The organism is Pseudoalteromonas luteoviolacea CPMOR-1 (assembly GCF_001625685.1).
Taxonomy (GTDB): Bacteria; Pseudomonadota; Gammaproteobacteria; order Enterobacterales; family Alteromonadaceae; genus Pseudoalteromonas; species Pseudoalteromonas luteoviolacea_K.
The window spans coordinates 70,879-92,861 of sequence record NZ_AUYC01000029.1 but is presented as its reverse complement, the minus strand read 5'-3'; the positions used below and the strand labels follow the sequence as shown (position 1 = coordinate 92,861).

Annotated in this window: 19 protein-coding genes; 9 read left to right on the top strand and 10 right to left on the bottom strand. The window is 43.9% G+C overall.

The window, feature by feature from the left end; genetic code table 11:
• Nucleotides 1-235: 235 nt before the first annotated feature.
• A complete protein-coding gene (locus tag N473_RS12260) occupies nucleotides 236-2,266 on the bottom strand; it encodes a methyl-accepting chemotaxis protein (RefSeq protein ID WP_063368161.1) in 2,031 nt (676 codons plus the stop codon).
• Between the two features lie 256 nt (nucleotides 2,267-2,522).
• Between N473_RS12260 and N473_RS12255 the strand changes: the two genes are divergently transcribed.
• Nucleotides 2,523-3,287, top strand: a complete 765-nt coding sequence (locus N473_RS12255; RefSeq protein WP_063368160.1) for an NAD-dependent epimerase/dehydratase family protein — start codon at nucleotides 2,523-2,525, stop codon at nucleotides 3,285-3,287.
• An 11-nt stretch (nucleotides 3,288-3,298) separates the two neighbouring features.
• Here the strand turns inward: N473_RS12255 and hutC are convergent, their stop codons facing one another.
• Entirely contained in the window at nucleotides 3,299-4,009 is a 711-nt protein-coding gene (gene hutC, locus N473_RS12250; RefSeq protein ID WP_039607544.1) for a histidine utilization repressor, read from the bottom strand.
• 155 nt (nucleotides 4,010-4,164) lie between these two features.
• On the opposite strand from hutC, the gene hutI reads away from it, so the two are divergent.
• A complete protein-coding gene (hutI, locus tag N473_RS12245) occupies nucleotides 4,165-5,346 on the top strand; it encodes an imidazolonepropionase (protein ID WP_231099566.1) in 1,182 nt (393 codons plus the stop codon).
• 20 nt (nucleotides 5,347-5,366) lie between these two features.
• Nucleotides 5,367-7,211: a GGDEF domain-containing phosphodiesterase gene (locus tag N473_RS12240; RefSeq protein ID WP_081221133.1), complete on the top strand. Its 1,845-nt coding sequence runs from the start codon at nucleotides 5,367-5,369 to the stop codon at nucleotides 7,209-7,211.
• Here N473_RS12240 and N473_RS12235 read toward each other — a convergent pair.
• Both N473_RS12235 and rraA read right to left on the bottom strand, forming a co-directional pair.
• Entirely contained in the window at nucleotides 7,208-8,263 is a 1,056-nt protein-coding gene (locus tag N473_RS12235) for a formimidoylglutamase (protein ID WP_063368158.1), read from the bottom strand. The two genes, N473_RS12240 and N473_RS12235, sit on opposite strands and share 4 nt — an antisense overlap.
• A 90-nt stretch (nucleotides 8,264-8,353) precedes the next feature.
• On the bottom strand, nucleotides 8,354-8,857 hold the full coding sequence (gene rraA / locus N473_RS12230) for a ribonuclease E activity regulator RraA (protein WP_039607547.1): 504 nt from the start codon (nucleotides 8,855-8,857) through the stop codon (nucleotides 8,354-8,356).
• Between the two features lie 160 nt (nucleotides 8,858-9,017).
• On the opposite strand from rraA, the gene N473_RS12225 reads away from it, so the two are divergent.
• From N473_RS12225 to N473_RS12215, 3 genes are all read left to right on the top strand, one after another.
• A complete protein-coding gene (locus tag N473_RS12225) occupies nucleotides 9,018-9,539 on the top strand; it encodes a phosphatase PAP2 family protein (RefSeq protein WP_063368157.1) in 522 nt (173 codons plus the stop codon).
• Nucleotides 9,536-10,582, top strand: a complete 1,047-nt coding sequence (locus tag N473_RS12220) for an MJ1255/VC2487 family glycosyltransferase (protein ID WP_063368156.1) — start codon at nucleotides 9,536-9,538, stop codon at nucleotides 10,580-10,582. The genes N473_RS12225 and N473_RS12220 overlap by 4 nt, the downstream gene beginning before the upstream one ends.
• A 107-nt stretch (nucleotides 10,583-10,689) precedes the next feature.
• Nucleotides 10,690-12,570, top strand: coding sequence for a methyl-accepting chemotaxis protein (locus N473_RS12215; RefSeq protein WP_063368155.1), 1,881 nt, complete (start codon nucleotides 10,690-10,692; stop codon nucleotides 12,568-12,570).
• A gap of 79 nt (nucleotides 12,571-12,649) precedes the next feature.
• Here N473_RS12215 and N473_RS12210 read toward each other — a convergent pair whose 3' ends face one another.
• The 5 genes from N473_RS12210 to priA form a co-directional block, all read right to left on the bottom strand.
• Nucleotides 12,650-13,024 (bottom strand): gamma-butyrobetaine hydroxylase-like domain-containing protein, encoded by a 375-nt coding sequence (locus tag N473_RS12210; protein WP_063368192.1) that lies wholly within the window; start codon nucleotides 13,022-13,024, stop codon nucleotides 12,650-12,652.
• Between the two features lie 36 nt (nucleotides 13,025-13,060).
• Entirely contained in the window at nucleotides 13,061-14,389 is a 1,329-nt protein-coding gene (gene hslU / locus N473_RS12205) for an HslU--HslV peptidase ATPase subunit (RefSeq protein ID WP_039607552.1), read from the bottom strand.
• Between the two features lie 11 nt (nucleotides 14,390-14,400).
• Nucleotides 14,401-14,919: an ATP-dependent protease subunit HslV gene (gene hslV / locus N473_RS12200; protein ID WP_039607553.1), complete on the bottom strand. Its 519-nt coding sequence runs from the start codon at nucleotides 14,917-14,919 to the stop codon at nucleotides 14,401-14,403.
• A 75-nt stretch (nucleotides 14,920-14,994) separates the two neighbouring features.
• On the bottom strand, nucleotides 14,995-15,534 hold the full coding sequence (locus N473_RS12195) for an SPOR domain-containing protein (protein WP_063368154.1): 540 nt from the start codon (nucleotides 15,532-15,534) through the stop codon (nucleotides 14,995-14,997).
• A gap of 6 nt (nucleotides 15,535-15,540) precedes the next feature.
• Nucleotides 15,541-17,712 (bottom strand): primosomal protein N', encoded by a 2,172-nt coding sequence (gene priA, locus N473_RS12190; protein WP_063368153.1) that lies wholly within the window; start codon nucleotides 17,710-17,712, stop codon nucleotides 15,541-15,543.
• 253 nt (nucleotides 17,713-17,965) lie between these two features.
• Here priA and rpmE point away from each other — a divergent pair, with 253 nt between their 5' ends.
• Complete coding sequence (gene rpmE, locus N473_RS12185) at nucleotides 17,966-18,181, top strand: 50S ribosomal protein L31 (protein ID WP_039607556.1); 216 nt, start codon at nucleotides 17,966-17,968, stop codon at nucleotides 18,179-18,181.
• Between the two features lie 625 nt (nucleotides 18,182-18,806).
• On the top strand, nucleotides 18,807-20,048 hold the full coding sequence (locus N473_RS12180) for a malic enzyme-like NAD(P)-binding protein (protein WP_039607557.1): 1,242 nt from the start codon (nucleotides 18,807-18,809) through the stop codon (nucleotides 20,046-20,048).
• 61 nt (nucleotides 20,049-20,109) lie between these two features.
• Here the strand turns inward: N473_RS12180 and metJ are convergent, their stop codons facing one another.
• The gene (metJ, locus tag N473_RS12175; RefSeq protein WP_039607558.1) at nucleotides 20,110-20,430 is read right to left on the bottom strand and encodes a met regulon transcriptional regulator MetJ; all 321 of its coding nucleotides are present in this window, start codon (nucleotides 20,428-20,430) and stop codon (nucleotides 20,110-20,112) included.
• A 329-nt stretch (nucleotides 20,431-20,759) separates the two neighbouring features.
• Between metJ and metB the strand changes: the two genes are divergently transcribed.
• Nucleotides 20,760-21,983 (top strand): cystathionine gamma-synthase, encoded by a 1,224-nt coding sequence (gene metB, locus N473_RS12170; RefSeq protein WP_063368152.1) that lies wholly within the window; start codon nucleotides 20,760-20,762, stop codon nucleotides 21,981-21,983.

The following is a 21,983-nucleotide window of genomic DNA, read 5'->3' as shown; positions in this document are numbered from 1 at the left end:
TTATTATTAATTTTACGAAAAAAAATACCCAAGCAAAGCACTTAAGATGAAATTGTTTGATTGTGATCAATAATCTGAATGGATTCATTACCCACTGAAAAATAGTGGTTTTTATTGTTTTTGTCGGGATAATTTCCCAGTTTTGTGCGTTATTTATACGCAATAGTCGGGGGGAACATGAAAAAAATTTAAGTTTGGTAAGTACGGTGCAGTTTATGCACCGTACCTGGTTTGGTTATAGTTTAAACTGATTAACAGTGGCATTGAGTGCTTTGGCAAGGTCGTTCAGGTCTCTTGCTTCGTCTGCTAATAGGTGTGCATGGTTTGCGGTGCTATTGACCAAGTCATTAATCGAGTTGAGGCTATTGTTAATGTCTTCTGCTACCACGGTTTGCTCTTCTGTTGAAGTCGCAATTTGATGGCTTTGGTCTTGTACTGTGTTAACCGACTCTGTGATATTACGCAATGCATCTAATACTTCTTGAGTTTGCTCTACCGAACTTTGTGCTCGCTCTTGACCTTGCTGCATCATCGTTGAAGCTTGCTGTGCGATTTGTTGTAAACGGGAGATCATGTTGCGAATATCATCTGTCGATTCCTGTGTGCGGCTTGCCAGACTTCTTACTTCGTCAGCTACAACGGCAAACCCTCGGCCTTGCTCACCTGCACGAGCAGCTTCAATAGCGGCATTTAATGCCAACAAATTAGTTTGCTCAGCAATGCCATTGATCACATCAATGACCGCGCCGATATTACTGGTTTCTTGCTCTAAGCCAGCGACTACTTTTGCAGCTTCACCAATGTGACTAGCCAGTTCTGTCATCACCTCTTGAGCTTGGCTAGAGCGCTCTGCACCATCGTTAGTCATGCTTTGTACTAAGTCGGAAGCACGATTTGTTTCATGGGCATTGCGAGAAATTTCAGTGACGGTAGCCGCCATTTCAGTGACTGCAGCAGACACGCTGTCGACCTGCTCTTTCTCTTGCTGTATTTCGTCGTTGGTGTTATTCGATACGTCACGCAGTTGTGCTGATGCACCACTGAGTTGTTCTGCTTGTGCTGCTGTGTCGAGCATCATGGCACGTAATTTGTCGATAAAGGTATTCATGTGTAAGGCCAATTGACCGACTTCATCTTTACTTTCAATATTAATGCGACGTGTTAGATCACCTTCACCTGACGCAATGTCACGCATGGTGTCTGTTAAAGTAATAATTGGACGTGTGATCATTTGTGTGGCAAGTAAAATCATGGCCACAATAATAGACAGGATCACGATGACAGCTGTCACGGTGCTCATTACGGCTTCGTTCACGGGTTCGTCAATCAGGCTAACTGGGATCAGAATACCGACATGCCAATCAAGTACCGGCGAATCTAGTTTTACGCTGTTGAAGACAACATAGTACTCTTGGCCTTGCAGAGTAACAGTGGCGTTACCTGCGTCTTGGCGATCGATTAGGCGTGTTAGCTCAGTAAATCCCTGTGTCTCTGAAAATTGTTGTTCAAGCCCCGCTAACCCTTCTTTGCCGCGAGGTCCTGAGTCTGTTGTCGAGAGGTTATGCCCTGTGCGTTTTGATAGATGAACGACTTTTAATTCGTTATCCAGCAAAAAGCCGTACCCTTCGCCATCAAACTGAATATCTTCGACCATTTCGTTGATTTTATTGATCTGTAAATCAACGCCGCCTACAGCAACGAGTTCACCCTGCTTGTTATAAACAGGTTGCTGAACAACGGCAGACACATCGCCGGTATTAATATCAACTGAGAGTGCACCAACATAAAGCTTGCCATGGTTCAGTGCATCTTGCCACCAAGGACGTTTATACGCGTAATAAGGTCGCCCATCAGAGAAGTTTGAAGTACGCTCATTTTCTTTAAAATATTCACCTGTTCTGGCAGAGGCCATAAACGCAGATAAGATATTTTCATCGCTTTTGCTGATACGTTGAAAGTCTTCGTTGACTTCCTCATACCCCTTGTCCCCCGTTAGACTCTGCTCTCTGACTGAGTAGCTGTCAAACCAATTAACGTTATGGGGGTTGGTGACAAAGGTTTCTACTACCCTGCCGTACTGAGCAAAAAATGACTCCATAGATAGTTTTTCAGAGTAAATATAACTCTGTGCTTCACGTTCAATACCTTGGCGTGAAATTGTTGCGATATGATTAACAAAATAAGTGGAAGCCAGCATCAATAACACCGAAATTGTGCCACCGATCAGTATGAGAATTTTTTTACGAAGAGATAAGTTTTCAAACATGACGTATTCTTTTTATTGGGACAGCGCTAACGTAATAAAACCATATCTCATTTGATATATCTAGCAAATTTGGGCAAGGTACAGACAAGATGAGATAAGCTGTATTCATCATATCGTTCCTAAAAACATAAAAAAATAGTAAAGAATCATCATATTGCAGTTGCAAATTTATAACCTAAAGCTGAGTAATTGTTGATGGTGTTTTTTATTATGCTGTACTAACATTATGACCTGATTTAGGTAAAAATAAGAAAATATGATGAATAATAAGTTAGTCATTTTAGGTGCTGGTTGGCTTGGCTGTGCGTTACTTCGTGATGCAAAATCGAACGGTTGGCACGTACAAGCAACGCGCAGAAAAGAGGACTTAAGTGAAGACATCAAAGCGTTTTGTGTGACTGATTCTGTGCTTCATCATACATTAACGCTTAATGATGCCTATTGGGTATGCGCTATTCCACCGCGTATGCGCCAAAGTGAGAGTCTGTATTTAGAAACGCTTAGGTTGGCGCTTGAAACGGCCAACTTGATGCAGTGTCGTGGTTTTTTATTGTGCTCGTCAACCGCGGTGTATGGCACCGAGTCAGGTCATTTTGATGAGCAAGCGCCATTAGCACCAAAAGAAACGAAGCGTCAGCAAATATTACAAACGGCGGAGCAAATGGTCTCTGAGCAAGGCGGTAAAGTGGTACGCTTGGCTGGTTTAGTCGGTCCAGATAGAGAGCCTGGCCGGTTCATTGCCGGTAAACATTTATCGAGCTCTTCGCAAGCACGAGTGAATATGGTACACCAGCAAGATGTGGTTGATGGGCTACTACGCATATTGTCTTGCTGGGACGATGCCAAACCTGTTTATAATTTATGTCATCCATCTCACCCTACAAAGCAGCAGTACTACCAATCGCACTGCGAGCAATATGGCAGTGAACAGCCAAGTTTTGCCAGTGATGAAGTGATTTCTAGAGTGATAGATGGATCAGCAATAACTGAGCTTGGATTTGAATATCGTCAGATGATTTAAGTGCAGTGACCTTACTTTTTGAAGGTCAGGTGACCTCCGAGGCGGTATTTACTGCCTGGAGATATCAGTCGCGCAAAGCTCACAATACCATGAGAAGACCAGGTTCTTCGAATTAACTGCAGACATGGCTCTTCATTAAACATGTTGAGCCACTGACACACCTCTTCGTTGGGCATAATGGCTTCAACCGTATGTCTCGCTTCGGTGAGTGGGGCGACTTGAGTCAAATATTCGTGTGGCGTGAGTAAAGTGAAGTCCTGCTGTAAATACGCGGGTGCTAAAGCAGGATTAACAAAGCGTTCTTCAACTTGCAGAGGTTCATCGTTCTCATGGTGGACAATCACACTGCGATAGACATGACTATCAATTTCTACACCGAGTGCTATGGCGATGGGGGCGATAGCTGAGATAGACTCTAGCGATAAAACCACGCAAGTATAGTCACCACCTCGCTCAGCGACTTCATCGGCGATATTGCGAATTTCAAGTAAAGACGACTGAGATTTAAAGCTGGCGACAAAGGTACCTAAGCCTTGGCTACGGGTTAATATGCCGCCTTCGGTTAACTCACTTAGTGCACGTCTTGCCGTCATACGGCTCACCTTAAATTGATCAGAGAGCTCATTTTCAGAGGGGACGCGCTGGTGCTCCATCCACACACCTGCACGAATTTGCTCAATAATGTGTTGTTTGATCTGTGCAAATTTAGGCTGAACTGTCACTGTCTGCTACCGTGTAATAAAAGGTTATTCATTAAAGGTGGCATAGTCATCTTGTATATACAAGTATTCTTGCTAAACTTGTATTAATTTTCTCCAACTGAGTGTAGACAGTGATTGAAGTAGATTTAGTAATAACTGATGCAAATATTGCCACGATGGATGAGCAGGTCGAAGGTGCTTATGGCATGATTGAAGATGGGGCGATATTGCTTAAAGGCGATACCATTGCATGGCTTGGTAAGGCGTCTGAAATGCCTGAATTTGATGCCTTAGCAACACCCGTTACGTCGGCCAAAGGCGCTTGGTTGACGCCAGGTCTTATTGACTGCCACACCCATATCTTATTTGCAGGCTCTCGCGCACAAGAGTTTGAACAGCGTTTGAACGGAGTTTCTTACCAGCAAATTGCAGAGCAGGGCGGTGGTATTGCAACAACGGTAAAGGCGACACGTCAGGCCTCAAAAGAGGATTTATTCGTTGTTGCTAAATCGCGATTAAATGCACTCTTAAAGGAAGGTGTGACCACAGTTGAGAGCAAGTCAGGTTACGGCTTGGATACGGAGAGTGAAATTAAATTGCTTGAAGTAAATCAAGTACTGGATGAACATCATCCAATTCAAATTCAGAGTACCTTCCTAGGTGCCCATGCTCTACCGCCAGAGTATAAAGGTGATAGTGACGGTTATATTGATCTGGTTTGCAATGAAATGCTGCCGCTCGTGGCGGAGAAAGGCTTGGCAGATGCTGTGGATGTGTTTTGCGAAAATGTCGGCTTTAGCCATGCACAAACAAAGCGCGTATTTGAGCGTGCTACCGAACTGGGCCTCAAAGTAAAATGTCATGCTGAGCAGTTATCTAACCAACACGGCAGTGAACTCGTTGCAGAATTTGGTGGCTTATCAGCAGATCATATCGAGTACTTAGATGAACGCGGTGTGATGGCAATGGCCAAATCAGGTACGGTTGCAGTTATTTTACCAGGGGCTTTTTATTTCTTGAGAGAAACTCAGCACCCACCTATCGAGTTACTGCGAGAGCATCACGTGCCGATTGCGATAGCCAGTGACTTTAACCCAGGTACTGCCCCGCTTTGCTCATTGCGTTTAATGCTGAATATGGCGTGTACGCTCTTTAAAATGACGCCAGAAGAGTCATTGTTGGGGGTGACTAGACATGCCGCTAAAGCATTGGGTTTATCAGACAGAGGTGTGCTCAGAGTCGGGGCCAAAGCGGATATTGCAATGTGGCAAATTCAACACCCGTCAGAATTAAGTTATCAGTTTGGCGTAAACGATCTGTTAAATCTGTGGATATCGGGTAGACTTATTCAATACTAAAGGTCAGTCGTGGTCGTGTGATGGCAAGATTTTCGTTGTTAAAGTATTTACTTGTATTGTCTAACATATGCTGGATATTTCCATCTTGGAGCGCGACCACACTTGGCGATTTCTCAGTGACTGACACGCTACTCTCCCCACTCTCTATTGCATTTTTTGCCGGGGCCGTAGTGAGTTTGAGTTTGGTGGCGATTGCACGGTCGCATTTTGCGGTAAATCGAATTTTACATGCTTTACTTGGCGCGTGTGGACTAGCAGTGCTTGCTGCGGTGGGCGATATTGCACTTTATGGCCTAGTGTTCATTTTATTAGTACAGATATGGCAAAGTGATAGGCTTGGACAAGGTCGGCATCTTGTCATTAGTGCATTGTGTGCAGTGTTAGCGACGTTATTGATAGTTAGCCACTTTTGGTGGCATCTACCCAGCATCTATGTCATTTTTACTTTGCTGCCCATTTTTATCAGTGAGTTATTTCTTGATAAACCACAGATTTATGAGCGAGTGCCGACAGAGCCCAATACGTTATCCAATACAGATATTCTAGGTCTGCCTGACCGTGCAGGTATTCGTGAGGCTTTTAATGACTATCGCACAAGAGAGCCAGGCACCGCAATGCTGGTTATGGTGCGGTTAGAAGGATTTCAGCAAGTAAACTTTCATCTTGGCCGTGAATTTGGCGATTTACTGCTAGCACAGTCAGCCAACCGCATGAAACAGCATTTACAGAGTCACGATGTGATGCCCATTGCAGTGGGCAATGATGTTGAGCGACTAGCACACCTTGGCGGGCTCCATTTTGTATTTGTCTGCAGTTTGGCGCACCAGCAACACCTTCATGAGCATTTATGTGCGGAAATTATTGAGAGTACGCTCAAGCCGTTCAATGTTGGCAATTGTATTATCGAAGTCAGTGCCAGAGCGAGTTATGTCAATTGTGATGAAGAGCTCGGTCAATTCGATGAATTGTTGACGTGTGTCTTTTTGGCGTTGGACAGCAGCCCAAATAAAACCATTGCTCCCTATCAGCAAAAAATGCAAATTGACAGGCTTGAACAGCAAGCGCGTTTAGCTGAACTGGCGCATATCGATTTTAAAAATGAGCTAGAGCTCTATTTTCAACCTGTCGTGCGCAATAGCGATGGTGATATCGAGTATGTGGAGTTGCTACTACGTTGGCAACATCCTAAGCAGGGTATATTAGCCGCAAGTAAGTTTATTGATGACATTCGCATTGCCGGACTTGCTTTGCCTTTAGCGCAATATGTTATTGAGCGAGCTGCGGAAATCGCATTGGCATTACGTGTGGAAGGGATCCAAATGCCATTGGGGATTAATTTATTTGGCCCTGAAATGCTGCACGAGGAGTTCATTGAATTTGTAGACCGAATTTTAGTTGAACACCAACTCATGCCGCAAGATATTATCATTGAGTGCCCATCACAAATGTTCACAACTCTAGATCAGCAAGGTGTGGCTATGGTTGCGAGGTTACGCACTATGGGAGTGAGATTGTGTGTAGATGGTTTTGGTGAGTCTCCTTTATTGCTTGCAAAGCTCCCGAAATTAGAAGTCGATTATGTGAAGCTTGGGCGCTCATTAACCACCCCAAATCAAAATCAAGGCAACTTTAAAGCGGTGGTAAGGGGCATTGTTGAAATGCAAAATGTACAAGATTGTAAGGTGATCTGTGAAGGGGTTGAGTCTCAGGAACAATTGCAATTTTCCCAAAATCTCAATGCGTTTGCTGCACAAGGTTATTTGTTTACTCGACCGCTGAGTAGTATAGGTATGATTAGTTGGCTCAAGCAATGGCGCTGGGAACATCCAATTGAAGAGAATCCCAGCCGCTCTGATATAAACTAGGTTTGTCTCGCTTTTAAGTAGCTACACACTAGGCCTGACAATACCTGCCCGGCTTCAATAATACCTTGTTGCTCACCTTGTGGATGGTTTCTGGGTGCCGCTTCACATAAGTGCAAGTATCGCGTATTGGCTTGTTTGGCACTTTGGTACACAAAATGTTCAGCATCGTTCACGCTGAATCCGCAATTAGTGTATGCACTTACTGGCATCCCTGAAATTGCATCCACATCTACTTCAATGCCCAATGGTAAACTGTGTTTGAAGCGCTTGGTTGCTACTTTGATCGCATCAGTTAATGAGGTTTCTCTTGTGACTAAAATATCTTGGTATGTGGTGTAGGTAAAACCCGCATTTTGTAGTGACGCGACGATCGTGTCATTATTTTTTTGCTCATGCATACCGACGACGTGGTAGTCAGCAAGGTAGCCTGCTTGATGTGCATAGCTGAACCCGTTTCCAGAATGTCTCCCTTCAATGGCTCTGAAATCGGCATGCGGGTCGAAGTTGATCGCTTGGCATGGGCCCTGTGTACTGGTAGACAGCGCTTGTAATAGCCCAAAACTATTGTTGTGCCCACCCCCGATTAAAATCGGCTCAAGACCCGCATCAAAAATGGCTTGAAGGACTGCACTGACACGCTCATCGAGCGTTTCACACAGTGCTCTGAGTTGTGCAAGGCCTGCTGAGCAAGTGTTGTCTACAGACTCACTTTGCGCTTGTAGGTCATGTGTAATGATTTCTCCTAGTAACAAAACATTGTTAGGAGTGAGGAACTGGTTGCAGGGTAAATTGAGAAAGCGCTTTAAAAATGCGAACCAGCCATCAGTTGCGCCACCATTACCGCAGTTGCCGCGAGGACCAATGTCTTCATTGACCGCAATCAAGACGTATTTAATGCCAAACTCTGCTGCATCATGTAACGCTTCTGGCAGTGCTGACTGTGATTTTAAAAATGAGAGAGATTGCCAAAAGCGCGTTTCATTATCTCGTGTTGCAGTGAAATCGCTGATGTTTGATTCAGTGTAAATCTTAATCCAATTGTGTGCGGTCATGGTGTTTCGAGTATTACTGTAGGTTAGAAAAAATAGCGTCAAAAGGGCGCACTGTGAATGCACCCGTTTGATGATGGAAAAAGGATGCTGTTATGCGTCGTCTTCGTCTACTTCGAGGAGTAGTTCTTCGGCAGAGATAATAATGCCAGTTGAGTCTGCATATAGAAAATCATCATCGAAAAATGAGACACCAGCAAAATTCACTGGAATACCTTGCACCCCAGCTCCTTCGCTGTCGGCACCCACAGGGATGGAGGCAATAGCTTGTATGCCTATTTCGCATTCTTCGAGCTCTTCTACATGTCGAACAGCACCATATACAATGATGCCTTGCCAATTATTCTCTAGAGCCAATTCTGCAAGATCGATGTCAATTAGCGCGCGTCGTGTGGAACCGCCGCCATCAATTAATAACACCTGCCCAGTTCCATCTTGTTGCAGTACTTCAGCTATCACTTCATTGTTTTCGAAACACTTAACCGTTTTAATACGGCCGCAAAATGCATGCTGTCCGCCAAAGTTGATAAACATTGGCTCAAGTACGTCAATGGCATCGGCGAAGTGATCACATAGATCAGATGTGCTGTAATCCATCATAGTATCCTCAGAGAATGGCTAAACTGTTGTCAGTATACTCCCATTAATAAGCTGCGCAATGCTTTGAATCAACTTACATAATTGTGTCACAAAAATGTCGCGTTATTGTTATTAAGCTCTTCTAAGCTGAAATTGTGAACAAATGTAAGCAACTACGATGAAAACACAAATAATTAAACTCGATACAGCGCTTTATTTTGCATTGTATAAGCCAAAAAGACGCAAGTGGTTTAACTGGTTGATGTTAATGCTATCTAAAAGTGGCAATGGTGGGTTGTATGTCATATTGGCGTTATTAAACGGATATTTTATGGGAAAGGTCGGCAGCATCTTTGTGCAAACAGTACTGCTCGCTTTTGCGATTGAGCGACCGTTATATTTTTTATTGAAGAAGTATTTTGCCAGGGTTAGGCCATGTGACTGTTTAGCTGTCAAAGCCATGCTTACACCTAGTGATAAATTTAGTATGCCATCGGGACACAGTGCGGGGGCATGGCTTTATGCAACGTGTTTAATGGAAGTTTATCCCGTACTGACCATCCCATTATGCATATGGGCGACAGGGGTATCCTTGTCTAGAGTGCTGGTTGGGGTGCACTATCCAATTGATGTCATACTCGGAGCGCTAATGGGCAGTGGGTGCGCATTGTTAGCTGTTGGTGTGTTAGGAGAATTATGAGAATACTTTACGGGATTCAAGGGACGGGTAATGGGCACATAACACGTGCGCGTGTTATGGCTGAGTGCTTTACGAAACTTGGCATTGATGTTGATTATTTATTTTCTGGACGTGATGAAAACGCCTATTTTGATATGGGGGTATTTGGTCAATATCAAGTACGGCGCGGATTAAGCTTCATCACGCAAAGTGGCAAACTTGATTATCGTCAGACAGCAAAGCAACTGAAGCTGGGCACGTTTGTCAGGGATGTCAGGCAGCTAGATATTAAACAATATGATCTGGTCTTTAATGATTTTGAACCGGTATCTGCGTGGGCTGCTAAGTTAGCCAAAGTGCCTGTCGTGGCGATGAGTCACCAAGCTGCATTCTTATCTCCAGAGGTCCCCTTATTTGGCGCTGGGTTTATGGAGCGTGCTTTGATCCGCTGGTTCGCACCTGCTAACGTGCATTTGGGTGTGCATTGGCAACCTTTTGCAAAAAATATTCTCCCGCCATTTATCTCATTTCATGGCTGTGTCAAAGCCTCTATTGCAAATAAAATTTTGGTTTACTTACCTTTTGAAGATTTAACTAGCATTGTTGAGTTGCTCGGTGATTTTCCAGATAGAGAGTTCTATTGTTATCACCCAGATGCCCGAGATCAGTCATTGAATCATATCCACTTACGTGCTCCTTCACGCAGTGGCTTTTTAGACGATTTAGCCAGTGCATCGGGTGTGGTGGCCAATGCGGGGTTTGAGTTGTCAAGCGAGGCATTGAAGTTTGGCAAGAAGTTGTTACTGAAGCCGCTACAGGGGCAATTTGAGCAGTTAAGCAATGCGATGACATTGCAATCTCTTGGGTTAGCGGAAGTGATGAATTACCTTAACTCCGAAGCATTAGGAGAGTGGTTGGAACATCCAGAAGGCCAAATAATCGATTTCCCTTCCGATGCAACCCCATTAGCGAAATGGTTAGCTAACGGTCAATGGCAAGATTTCGACAGCTTACACGATAGTTTATGGCAACCAATCCTCTATAACAGGAACAAAGTTGCATAATATGTAAATTCTTTGAAATATTTTTGCTTAAACATGTAGATTCGATTTCGGCGCAAGGTGAGTTTGGCTATACTGTATTGCAGGTTCTGTAATAATTAGGTAACTGTATGGCTCTACTTGAAAATCTAACCATTAAAAGGCGTTTGCAATTAAACGCAGTTGTTGTTGGTGTGGCATTGCTGGTTATGCTGGCGGTGATCATCACCGAAGCCAATACAATGCGCCAGTTGAATGAAACCATTCAATATGCAGAAGAACTGGATGTTCATGAGTTATCCATGCGTAAGTATGAGAAAAACTTTCTGTTTTACAAAGATGTAGAGGCGTTGGATAAATATGAAAAAGAATATCGTCTACTGAAAGAGAAAAAAGCCAAGTTAGAAGCGGTTTTTATTAATTTTAATATCGATCTAGGCCAGTTAGACCAGTTTGAGGTCCTTGTTACTCAGTATCACAAAGAATTTAATCGGGTTGTTGAGTTACAAAAAACCATCGGTTTGCATCCAAAAGATGCGCTGTATGGTGAGCTGAGAAAAGCCGTGCATGGTGTTGAAACGCTATTAAAGCAAAAAGAAGATTACAAGCTTTTGACGACTATGCTGCAGTTAAGACGTGCAGAAAAAGATTTTATGTTGCGTCTGGATACAAAATACCTAGGTAAATTCAATAAGCACATCGATACTTTCGAGTCTCAAATCAGAGAGTCAAGCCATGATCGCGCCTATCAACAGGAGCTGATCAACCTATTGAGTGTATATCAAACGAAGTTTAAAGGGTTGATCGATGCACAGGTTGAGCTTGGGGTAGATTTGAACAGCGGTGCATTGGGCGATATGCGCAAAGTGGTCAAAGAAAGTGATGCGGTTGTGCAAGCTATCGTACAGCAGACCAAACAAGAAATTGCTGACAATGCGGATTTTGCGAAAACCGTTGCGATATTTATCTTTGTTACCGCCGCAGCAATTGTGATGATTTTAGTGTGGTCCACGAGCCGCTCGATTATTCGTCCGGTAGAGCGTGTGTATCAAACGATTGAGCGCATTCGACGCGATAATAATCTGGGCATATTGATAGAGCAAAGTGGTAATGATGAAATAACCATTATGACCCGTGATTTCAATAGCTTAATCGAAGATTTCAAAAACCTGATTTCTGATGTAAATCGTGCGTTGGTGACCATCAATGATGCAACAGAGCATTTGTCGGCAACAACGGCGCAAACCAGTGCAGGCATGAATGAGCAATTACATGAAGCAGACATGGTAGCGACCGCAGCGACCGAAATGCAGGCCACCATTCAAGATATTTCCCACAATACTGAAGCGGCTGCGCAAAAAGCGGAATCAACTAATAATAATGCACAACAAGGGCGCAGTGAAGTCACCTCAACCATTGACCATATCATGGCATTGTCTCATTCGTTGAGTGGTGCATCGGAAGTTGTCGGGCAGCTAGAGCGAGATGGTGAAACCATCGGTTCAGTGCTAGACGTGATCCGAGGTATTGCTGAGCAGACTAATTTACTTGCATTGAATGCGGCGATTGAAGCTGCACGTGCTGGTGAGCAAGGCCGTGGCTTTGCGGTTGTTGCTGACGAAGTAAGATCACTCGCTCAGCGCACCCAAGACTCAACACAAGAAATTGAAAGTATCATCTCTACACTGCAACAGCGCACGCAGGATGTGGTGAGTATAATGGAAGAGTGCCGCAGCCAGAGTAATGAAAGTGTGGAACAAGCAGAACGCGCAGGTGAGTTGTTAGGTCTGATCACTGAGGATGTACAAAACATCATGGACATGAGTACGCACATTGCAACGGCAATTGATGAACAAAATCAGGTCGCATCTGAGGTGAACAAAAATGTAGTGAAGATCAGAGACATTGCGCAAGGGGCGTCTGAGCACGCAGCATCAAATGCACAAAGTAGTGAGGAGCTTTCTGAACAGGCCCGTGCATTACATGACGCCATCGACAAATACAAAGTATAACCTCTCAAGCGCCTAAAGCGGATTTAGGCGCATCATCTTCGAGCGTGTCTGATGATGCGTCGAGTTCACAAGCTCTGATTTAAGGGATAAATTTAATAGGCACACTGTCTTGGCTCTGGTGATGTGCCGCTACCTTGTCCTGATATTGTTGCCATAGCTGTGCGTGGTGATCACATAACTTACGTAAATACTGCCAGCTAAAAAGCCCTGAGTTATGGCCATCATCAAAGCACAGCCTAACGGCGTAATGGCCAACTGATTCAATGGTCACGATGGTGACGTTTTGTTTATTTAAGACCAGTTGAGCTTGCTCTGGACTATGACCCTGCACTTCGGCAGAGGGGGAATGGGTTCGTAAAAATTCCGCACTGACAGAGGTGTGAAGATCATCGTCAAAGGTAATGTCGAGCAGTTTGCTTTGGCGGTGATAGTGGAGCTTGGTTACTTGATACATAAACATGGGGCCAGCTTAGCTGGCCCTGTCTCCAAATTATAGGATGAAGCGACTAAGGTCTTCATCTTTAACCAGCATATCTAAATGCTGTTCAACGTATTGAGCATCAATCGTCAGTGCTTGACCTGATTTCTCTGACGCGTCGAAAGAAATTTCTTCCATCAGCTTTTCCATCACAGTGTGAAGACGTCTAGCACCGATGTTTTCTGTCTTTTCATTCACCTGCCATGCGGCTTCAGCAATGCGTTCGATGGCATCATCAGTAAAGTCGACAGACACTTGCTCTGTTTTTAACAAGGCCTGTTGCTGCTCAGTCAGTGAAGCATGCGGTTCTGTCAGAATACGTTTAAAGTCTTTTGCTGTAAGCGCTTCTAGCTCTACACGGATCGGCAAGCGACCCTGCAATTCAGGAATAAGATCCGATGGCTTCGCCATTTGGAATGCGCCTGATGCAATAAACAAGATGTGATCGGTTTTTACCATACCGTGTTTGGTACTGACCGTTGAGCCTTCAATTAAAGGCAGTAAATCACGTTGTACGCCTTCACGGCTGACATCTGGACCTGACGCTTCACCACGCTTACAGATTTTGTCAATTTCATCAACAAATACAATGCCGTTTTGTTCCACAGCAAAGATGGCTTGCTCTTTTAGCTCTTCAGGGTTAACCAGTTTGGCAGCTTCTTCTTCAATGAGTAACTTGAAAGCTTCTTTGATTTTCAGCTTGCGGTTCTTTTTCTTATCACCAGATAAGTTTTGGAACATGCCTTGTAGCTGGTTGGTCATTTCTTCCATACCAGGAGGTGCCATGATCTCAACTTGCGGCGATGTCTCAGCGATGTCTATTTCAATTTCTTTATCGTCTAATTGGCCTTCACGCAGCTTTTTACGGAAAACTTGGCGAGTTGAACTGTTTTCAGCTGGCTGTGCTTCGCCCCAAGCGTCTTTTGCTGGTGGCAATAGTGCATCAAGAATGCGCTCTTCAGCCGCTTCTTCTGCACGGTGCTTATGCTTTTTAGTTTGCTGTTCGCGGGTCATTTTAAATGACACTTCTACTAAATCGCGGATAATGGTTTCAACTTCTTTACCGACGTAACCCACTTCGGTGAATTTGGTTGCTTCCACTTTGATAAATGGTGCGTTGGCAAGTTTGGCAAGACGTCGTGCGATCTCGGTTTTACCAACACCCGTTGGACCAATCATTAGAATGTTTTTTGGGGTGACTTCAGCGCGAAGATCGTCATTAAGTTGCATGCGACGCCAGCGGTTACGAAGTGCGATGGCCACTGCTTTTTTAGCCTTGTCTTGACCAATGATATGTTGGTCTAATTCATGAACGATTTCTCTCGGTGTCATTGCTGTCATGGATTTTCCTATTACAATTCTTCGATGGTCTGGAAGTTGTTGGTGAATACACAGATGTCACCGGCAATCTTCAAGCTTTTCTCGACGATTTCGCGTGCACTTAAGTCGGTATTTTCAATCAGCGCAGTTGCGGCTGCTTGCGCAAAGTTACCGCCGCTACCAATTGCGATTAAATCGTGCTCTGGCTGCACAACATCACCATTACCAGTGATAATTAAAGATGCAGTCTCATCTGCAACGGCAAGGAGCGCTTCTAGTTTTCTCAATGCACGATCCGTTCGCCAATCTTTGGCCATTTCGACAGCGGCGCGCGTAAGGTGTCCTTGGTGCATTTCTAACTTTGTTTCGAAACGCTCAAATAGTGTAAATGCATCGGCTGTACCGCCAGCAAAACCTGCCAGTACTTTACCGTTATAAAGACGACGTACTTTTCTTGCGTTGCCTTTCATCACCGTATTGCCAAGAGAGACTTGGCCGTCACCGCCGATAACCACTTTGTCATCGCGACGAACACTTACGATAGTAGTCATAGTATTCCTTAAAAGAGGCCTTTGCCTCGGATAATTATATCAATAAATGCATAGATGAGGGCGGCTGGGCTAATTTCAAGTCCAGCCCCAAATTCCGCAATCAACGATTTTGATGCGTTGTAATCTGTTCTTGTCGCTTTCGGCATCACGCTTTTTATCATAAGGCCCTAAGCGGACACGATACCAGACTCCATTACTTCCCTCAGTACGACGGATTTCTGATATCAAGCCTGCAAATGCGATACGTGCCTTACGTTTTTCTGCCTGTTCGTAAGTTCGAAATGAACCACATTGCATTTGAAAAGGGCCTCTTGATTTAATGACCTTAACCTCAGCTTCTACCTGAGCTGTTTTCATATCATGGATAAATGTAGGTGGACGCGGTAATTCTTTCTTTTCTTCTACCACCGCGGCAGGCTCTGTGGGTTTCTGAGCCTGTTCTACCTTGGCGGGATCTGCATGTTCCTTGATAAACCACAGTCCATAGCCAAACCCCCCAGTCAACAGTATTGCAAAAGCCGCGAGGACTTTTGGAAAAGGTTTTTGTGCTTTAGGCTGCTGTTTTTTTTGGCCCTTTTTTCTGGGCGTTTTATTTATGTAATCGTGTTGTGCCATAACTGTTTAGTAGGTGTCCATAGGATCAACATCAATATTCCAACGCACGCGTGTTGCAAGCTTGTGGCTGCTGATATATTCCTTTAATTGCGTGAGATATTGATGCAAAACATTACGTTGTGTTGCTTGTATATGTAATTGATAGCGATACTTTCCTGCAAGGCGCTCCATCGGCGCCGGGATCGGTCCCAGCAATTGTATACCAGAGAATGGTTGTGCAGGAACTAGATCAGATAAAAATGTCATGACCAGATTGGCAGATGTTGCTTCTGCCCTGATGAGCGCCAAGTGGGTATAAGGTGGCAGCATGGCCTCTTGTCGTTCTGTGAGCGCATAGCGGGCGAAGTCTTGATAGCCATTATTTACTAAGTCTTGTAGCAGTGGATGTTCAGGAAAATGTGTCTGCAAAATAACAGTACCCGCTTCACCGCTTCGACCAGCCCGCCCTGCCACTTGGGTGATTAGCTGTGCCATATGCTCTGTAGCTCTAAAGTCACTTGAGTATAAACCACTATCAACATCTAAAATGATCACCAGTGCAACATCGGGGAAATGGTGACCTTTGGCTAACATCTGAGTGCCAATTAAGACTTGAGCGCCGCCTTGATGAATTTTTTCAAGCGCACTTTCTAAACTGCCTTTACGGCGTGTGGAGTCTCTATCAATACGACTGACGGGGACGTCAGGAAAGTGTGATGTGACAAATTCCTCTAGTTGCTCGGTCCCCAGTCCTGTAGGCATAATTTGTGTACTACCACAGTCAGGGCATTGATGGGGGACATACTGCTGTTCGCCACAGTGATGGCACACTAAGCGCTGCATGTTTTTATGATAAGTCGCGCTGGTACTGCAATGATGACAATCACTTAGCCAGCCGCATTCGTGGCAGATCAGTGTCGGGGCAAAACCTCGGCGATTGAGAAAGATCATCGCTTGCTTACCCATAGAGAGGGTGCGCTCAATGGCTTTTAAGCTGGTACTGGCGAAGCCGCCTTGTGTCTGTTGCGCTTTCATATCAACCAACAAAAATTGATTGTCTTGACTGGTTTGTGCGCGCTTGCTGAGCGTGAGCAATTGAAATTTGTTGTCTAACGCTTTTTTTAAGGTTTCAAGAGCCGGGGTGGCAGTGCCTAGTAGCAATGGACACTGAGTTTGATGTGCTCGGTAAGCGGCTAAGTCACGGGCATGATATCGTAAACTATCCTGCTGCTTGAACGAGTGATCATGTTCTTCATCCACTATGATCATTGCAAGAGACTGAAATGGCAGGAAGATACTAGAACGAGTTCCAATGACCAGCGCTGTAGTGGCTTGTTGTGCTCTGCGCCATGTATGAAGGCGCTCATTATCGGTTAAATTTGAGTGCCATAAGTCAATTGGCAGTCCAGGAAAACGTCGTTTAAATCGGTTTACCGTCTGAGGGGTAAGGCCAATTTCTGGCACTAGCACAAGCGCCTGTTGACCGGCACTGAGTACTTTTTCCAAACACTGTAAATAGACTTCGGTTTTGCCGCTACCTGTCACGCCTTCAATTAAAAAAGTACGAAACCCCTCAGTATGATTGATGGCACTGCATGCGGTCGCTTGTTCTTCATTTAACATTGGTTTGCTACCCACAGATAACGTTGCATGTTGCCAAGAGGTATCGGCGCGTAGCTCTTCGCGAATTAGCTGCTTTTCCAGCAAGCCTTTTATTTGTGCTTGCGTAAAGCCTAGGGTTTTCAGTTCTGTATGCGTGGCATCGCCTGCGGTGCGCAATTGCTCAATTAACGCGAGTTGTTTCTTCGCGCGTAGCTGTGAAGTGACTTGTCCTTCATCCGTTAAAGTGAGCATAGGGACTTGAGTCTTATCTACATCTTGACCATCTCGCAGTGCGCCAGGAAGCGCGGTAAATAAGGTTTCACCGAAAGGGTAACAATAATAGTGACTGATAAACTGTAAAAAATTTAAGTGCGCACTGTCTAAAATGGGGCGCGTATCGATGACGTCATCGATTGGTTTTATTTTATCAACAGGGACATCACTGTGAGACTTCAACTCTGTGACAACAGCCACGCAGCGTCGATTGGCAAATTTGACCCAAACACGGCCCCCAACACAAGGCGACATAGAGGTTGGATAGGTATAATCAAATGTTTTGTGTAAAGGGACTTTTATTGCGACAGCTGCAAATGGCATGTGTGCTCCAAGTGATCCGCCTATTGCGTAAAGTATAAATATGAAGTGGAGTGAGTATACCTCATCACTCCGCGCATGTGAGTGTAAATTGCGGACAGCCAACAGGAATAATAAAAATCTAATGGAATACTAATTTATTGCTTGTAGTTTGAGCATGAAAGACCTAAAATACGCGTCCAATTTATTTGTATAACGACGTATGGTGCCAAACTTCGGGTTTGGAGAGCGATACGGCCTTAACTAGAGGTTTCCTATGAAAGACGGTATTCATCCTAAGTACGAGACGATCTCAGCAACTTGTTCTTGTGGTAACAAATTCGAGACGCGTTCAACACTTTGTAAAGACATTCACCTAGACGTATGTTCTGAGTGTCACCCATTCTACACTGGTAAGCAGAAGATCCTTGATACTGGTGGTCGTGTTGATCGCTTCAACAAGCGCTTTGGCGCATTATCTGCTAAGCGTTAATTTCGCCTTAGTTGATAATAGAAAGCACCTACGGGTGCTTTTTTTGTGCCCGCGAGGTTGTATTTCACCCTTGAGTTCATGTCGCAAGTCCCATCTCTCACTAATAAAAATCATTTGCAATTTGGTATTGTATTAAAAAGTTGCCATATTTGTTTTATAGCATAGTCAGCGAAGTAGTCTGAATTTATAATAATCCATTGTGTGTGATCTAATGCATTGTTTGTGGTTTAGCATGAGTTGAGTGTTTAAATTTATCTTTGTTTTGAATAGTTATGCTAAAAGAATTTGCAATTAAATTTATTGAAATTCATCCAAATGTCACTAAATGCTTTTATTTTGCAATAAAAGCGGTTTATTTATATAAAGATGATGGTCATGTGCCAAAAATGGATTTTTTGCATATAAATTAACCTGAATTGGCCATGGTTAATTTGTGTAAGCGTTAATTTATTGCAGTAAATATTGATGAAAAGTGGCTTAAAAGTCGCTAAATTCCAAAAAATATCGGCTAACAGGATAGACCTGATAGTGCTTGAATTAATTTTCAAAAAAGGTATTGTTGAAAGCAGTTAGCGAATTTTTATCTCACTCTCACTTTTAACTTCTCGTAGGAAAAAATCGCGTCATGTCAGATTTACGTGAAAAAGCATTACATTACCACGCTCACCCCGTCCCAGGTAAAATCAGTATCGAGCTGACAAAGCCAGCTGAATCAGTTAAAGATCTTGCATTAGCATATAGTCCAGGTGTTGCAGAGCCTGTACGTGAAATTGCAGCAGATCCTGCCAATGCCTACCGCTACACAGGTAAAGGTAATATGGTAGCTGTTATCAGTAATGGTACTGCTATTTTAGGTCTGGGTAACTTAGGCCCATTGGCTTCTAAACCCGTTATGGAAGGTAAAGCACTTTTATTTAAGCGCTTTGCAGGTTTAGACTCTATCGATATTGAAGTAAAGCACAATACAACTGAAGACTTCATCAATACGGTTGCAAATATCGCAGATACGTTTGGTGGCATCAACTTGGAAGATATTAAAGCACCTGAATGTTTTGAGATTGAAAAAGCCTTGATTGAGCGCTGTGATGTGCCTGTTTTCCACGACGATCAACATGGTACAGCGATTGTAACAGCTGCGGGAATGTTGAATGCGTTGGAGATCCAAGGTAAGGACATCAAAGAAGCAATTATTGTTTGCTTGGGTGCCGGTGCTGCTGCGATTGCATGTATGGAGCTGCTAATTAAGTGTGGTGCTCAGCGTGAGCACATTTACATGCTAGACCGTAAAGGCGTGATCCATACGCGTCGTGATGATTTAAACGAATACAAAACATTATTTGCGAACAATACGGATAAGCGCACTTTACAAGACGTGATCGCAGAAGCGGATGTATTTGTAGGTGTATCTGGTCCAGACTTATTATCGCCTGAAGATCTGAAGTTGATGGCTGATAAGCCAGTGGTATTCGCATGTTCGAACCCAGATCCAGAGATCAGCCCAGAAGTAGCGCACGGTGCACGTGATGACTTAATCATGGCAACAGGTCGCTCTGATTATCCTAACCAAGTTAATAATGTCCTGTGTTTCCCGTTTATTTTCCGTGGTGCACTTGATGTACGTGCAACAGCAATTAACGATGAAATGAAGATTGCTGCTGTGGAAGCTATTCGTAGTATTGCTAAAGAGCCTGTGCCTCAAGAAGTCTTGGTTGCTGCCGAAGTGGATAGCCTAGAGTTTGGCTCTGAGTATATTATTCCAAAGCCAATGGACCCACGTTTACTGCCGCGTATTGCTAAAGCAGTTGCACAAGCGGCAATTGACTCGGGCGTTGCGCAAATTGATTTGCCAGACAATTACATGGCCTAATCACTGAATACAAAAAAAGCCTCACAATAGTGAGGCTTTTTTTTGCCAGAGTGATATGTGCTTAGTCTTCGTTGATCTCTGGTATATCTAATCCCATTTTTTCCATAATATCACGGACTTCTGCTGGGATTTTTTCTGGGTTATCTTTTCTTAAATCTTCATCGTTGGGTAACGGTTGCCCAGTGAAGGCATGTAAAAACGCTTCACACAATAATTCGCTGTTTGTTGCATGGCGCAGGTTATTGACCTGTCGACGAGTCCTTTCATCTGTGAGTACTTTAAGTACATTCAGAGGAATCGAAACCGTAATTTTTTTTACTTGTTCTGACTTTTTACCGTGTTCTGCATAAGGGTGAACATATTCACCGTTCCATTTAGCCATAATTGTGTACTTGCCTCAGTGTTTACCTTGAATGCAAATAAGACTGTATTTTTGCGTGCTGAGTGTGCTGCAGACGGTTTGTACTTTGCACCTTATAAATAGACACAGATTGTACAGGAAATTGGCAGAATACTCGGTCTTTTGCCATATTTGGTCAAAGATTCAGTCTTATTGGCATCCTTTATCGCTTTCGTGGCGAAATTTTATCGGTTTGAATAAGATAGTCAAATACTAGTTATTTAGCCATATAGAAGGATAAATGTTTTGACATCTTTCGATTGTTCATCTAACCTTTTAGACGTCTAAACATCCAAGTATCTAGGTGACCTATGAGCCAAAGTAAAAAGTCAACGATTGCCGTAAGAAATGGCATTGATGCTGATAAGCATCATGGTGCAGTTGTGCCTCCTCTTTATCTTTCAACGACCTATTCTTTTGCTGATTTTGATAAGAAGCGAGACTACGATTATGGTCGTAGTGGCAATCCAAACCGAGACATTTTAGCTGATACGCTGACTCAGCTTGAGGGCGGTGAAAAAGGCATAATCACAGCAACAGGCATGGCTGCGGTTCACCTAGTTACACAATTATTAAATCACGATGACACCTTGGTCATCCCGCATGATTGTTATGGCGGCAGTTATCGTTTGTTTACCTCTTTGGAAAAGCGAGGCTTGTTGAAAGTCAAAGTCCTTGATTTAACACAGCCAGAGAGCATTGAACAAATTGCGGCAATTGCGCCTAAGATTGTATGGATAGAAACACCGAGTAATCCAATTTTACGTTTAACAGATATTGAATCTGTGGTTAACGCTGCACATGGCTGCGGCGCATTGGTGGCTGCAGACAATACGTTTTTATCGCCTGCATTACAAAACCCCATCGCATTTGGTGTCGATATTGTGGTGCATTCAACCACCAAGTTTATTAACGGCCACTCTGACGTGGTTGGCGGTGCTGTCATCGCACGTACACAAGAGCTAGGTGATGAACTTGCTTGGTGGGCAAACAATATTGGGATCACCGGTTCTCCTTTTGATAGTTACTTGACGTTACGTGGTTTAAGAACGTTGAAAGTACGTTTAAAGCAACACGAGCAGAATGCACTGGCAATTGCGCAGTATTTAGAAGCTTCACCTTATGTTGAGCAGGTATATTACCCAGGCCTTGTATCTCACCCTCAGCACGCACTTGCGAAAAAGCAGCAGCATGGTTTTGGCGGCATGGTGAGCTTTGATATAAAGGGCACGCTTAAAGATTCTGCGACATTCTTAACTTCACTATCGCAATTTTCACTGGCTGAATCTTTGGGAGGAGTGGAAAGCTTAATTTGCCACCCAGCGACAATGACACATGCAGGCATGGATCCTCAGGCACGCCTTGAAGCAGGTGTTGGTGATACCTTGATCCGTATTTCTGTTGGTATAGAGGATGTTGAAGATTTATTGGCGGATTTAGAGCAGGCGTTTCATAAGGTGAACAACCCTTCAAACGGCGATTCAGATAGTGCCAAAGATTTTAAACTCTCTCCAGCACACACGGTTTTATGGTAA